The sequence below is a fragment of the Pseudovibrio sp. POLY-S9 genome (genome assembly GCF_001431305.1).
In the GTDB taxonomy this organism is placed as follows: Bacteria; Pseudomonadota; Alphaproteobacteria; order Rhizobiales; family Stappiaceae; genus Pseudovibrio.
In genome coordinates this window covers 4,250-6,322 of record NZ_LCWX01000127.1, presented here as the reverse complement: position 1 = coordinate 6,322, position 2,073 = coordinate 4,250, and the positions used below count along the sequence as shown (strand labels likewise).

Here is a 2,073-nt window from a genome sequence, read left to right as displayed (position 1 = left end):
CCCGGCCCCCCCCGCCACAATCACCGGACCGCGTGGCGGTGTTGTGCGCAGGCGGGCGGCTTCTGCGCGGATGAGGGCTGAGCGACGCTCCTTCGGGTCCATCATGCCGATGGCTTTGAGGTGCTCGGGCCACAGATCAGTGACGATCTTCAGGAACTCGAGCGTGATTTTCCAGTATTCAGCGTGGTCATCGGGGACAAGACTGCCCAGTTCTGCCCAGCTGGCTTCTTCTGTCTGCACCTCATCCATGAGCGTGAGCAGGTTGCCCGCAAGCCATGCGGCATCAGCGGAGGACGCTGGAACGCGGGCAGGATCATCTTCTTTGAGCTGAAGGATCTGGCGGCGGAGCTGGCCTTTCCATGCCCAGACAAGGCGGGTCATGGCCAGTTTGCGTTCCATGGTGGACATTGCAGGTGGCAGCGCCTCGCCGTCTCCATGACCTTTCAGGATATGCTCTTCTTCGTCCACATCGCCAAGTGGCAGGATTTTGGGCAGCAGAGCGGCTTTGGAGCCTAAAGCTCTGCGCAGGACATCCGGCAGGGTTCTGGCAGCACGGCGGGTTGGCACGTAGATGGTGACGTCGGCCAGCGCCAGCGGGTTATCATCCGCCTGAAAACCCGGGATCAATTGCCCAGAGAGCAACGCTTCTACAGTTGCCTGCAGAAACGGCGTGGATGGGGAAACGCTGAAAATATTTGGGGTGGCCGCCACCGGAGCCTCCTGAACAGAACCGAATGCTCCTTTTTAGTTCAGTTTTCGGCGGATCACACAGCAAAAAGCACGGCGCGGTTTTATATCCCCGCGTGATTGGTGATGAACCTGACTGTTTCTGTTTTTGACGCTACATCCGCACGCATCATCTCAAAGCTGCTCTTCCTGAACTCGTGGCTCCAGTGCTTTGCTCAGAACTGAGTTACCTTCCTTGGTTTCGAGAAGTTCCCAGAAGCAACCGGTGTAAAGGGCTTCGTATTCTGTATAAACAAACAGCTTAGTTATGTTCTTCAAAGCAGCTGCCTTTTCTGCCGCTCTTATCAGTTTTGAAGCAACGCCTTTCCGCCGGTGTTCTTGAGCAACCAGCAGCGCATTGATCCAGATAGCGTTCGTAGTGCTCTGAGGTTCTGGAGCTATTGTAAACGCCAACCCACCGATAAGCATCCCCTCCTCGCTTATTGCCAGCAAAGGGGATGGCCCTTCAAGATCGCTCTGCCGGAGGTTAACTGGGTCCAGCTCCCCCCATTCCTGAGCAAACCAATCGCACAGCTGAGTCAGAAAATGAGGTGCATCATCGGAACTCAGGATTAATGTCATTGATGTCTCCATTGAGGATCATGTCATGTGTCGGCAAACCCTCTCGACTCTGTGAGGGCGGGTTAATCGTGATGCCTCACAGACAGCAAAAAGCGTGGTGTATTGTTATGTCCCACGCCTCACTCACGCCCGCAGGTCAATTGCGTGGTTGATTTGGATGCCGGTGTTTGCGGCGCAGTAAGTGGGGAATGGGACGCGGGCGGCGGTGTTGATGTCGCGTTTGATCCATTCCCGCTCTTCCAACCGAACCAGCGAGGCTGACAATGCGCGGTCGGTGATTGTCGTCAGATCTGATCTTATTCCCGAGAAGCGCTGGGGAGTGGCAGTTAGTGCCAGAATGGGAACCGTCCAGCTTTTGCGCAGTAAGGCAAATTCCTTTTCATCGGGAACTGCGGCCACGATCCTGCTGGCGATTTCAGCGGCTTTGACACCTTTTGGGGTCAGTCGAAATTCCGGGCGGAGTGGGTGGCCGTGGCCCGGGTTCCTCTCCAAGAGTTTGAGCTGGGTGAGATGTTCAAGACTGGCCGCGAATGACGTGCGGCCAGCACCAGATGCGGCCAGCAACGGAGCCTGCCTGCCGGGAACCCCTGAATGTAGTAGGGCCAGAATGTTTAGAGACCAAGCCCGAGAAGTGAGCTTGACAAGTGTCGCAATGTCCATAAAGTATAGTTACTTTATTTTTTCACAAAAGGAAAGTTTGATGTCCTTAGTTTCTTTGGAAAATACGATTACCCTCGCCATTTCTGTTCGTGACCGCCATGTGAG

The 2,073-nt window shown here is 55.2% G+C and carries 2 protein-coding genes and 1 pseudogene; all 3 read right to left on the bottom strand.

Annotation, left to right across the window (positions count from 1 at the left end; all coding sequences use genetic code 11):
* Positions 1-711 (bottom strand): annotated as a pseudogene (locus PPL9_RS10765) (double-strand break repair protein AddB); the annotation flags it as partial.
* A 150-nt stretch (positions 712-861) separates the two neighbouring features.
* A complete protein-coding gene (locus PPL9_RS10760; RefSeq protein WP_057462707.1) occupies positions 862-1,308 on the bottom strand; it encodes a GNAT family N-acetyltransferase in 447 nt (148 codons plus the stop codon).
* Between the two features lie 123 nt (positions 1,309-1,431).
* Positions 1,432-1,872 (bottom strand): winged helix-turn-helix transcriptional regulator, encoded by a 441-nt coding sequence (locus PPL9_RS10755; protein WP_208989301.1) that lies wholly within the window; start codon positions 1,870-1,872, stop codon positions 1,432-1,434.
* Positions 1,873-2,073: the final 201 nt, after the last annotated feature.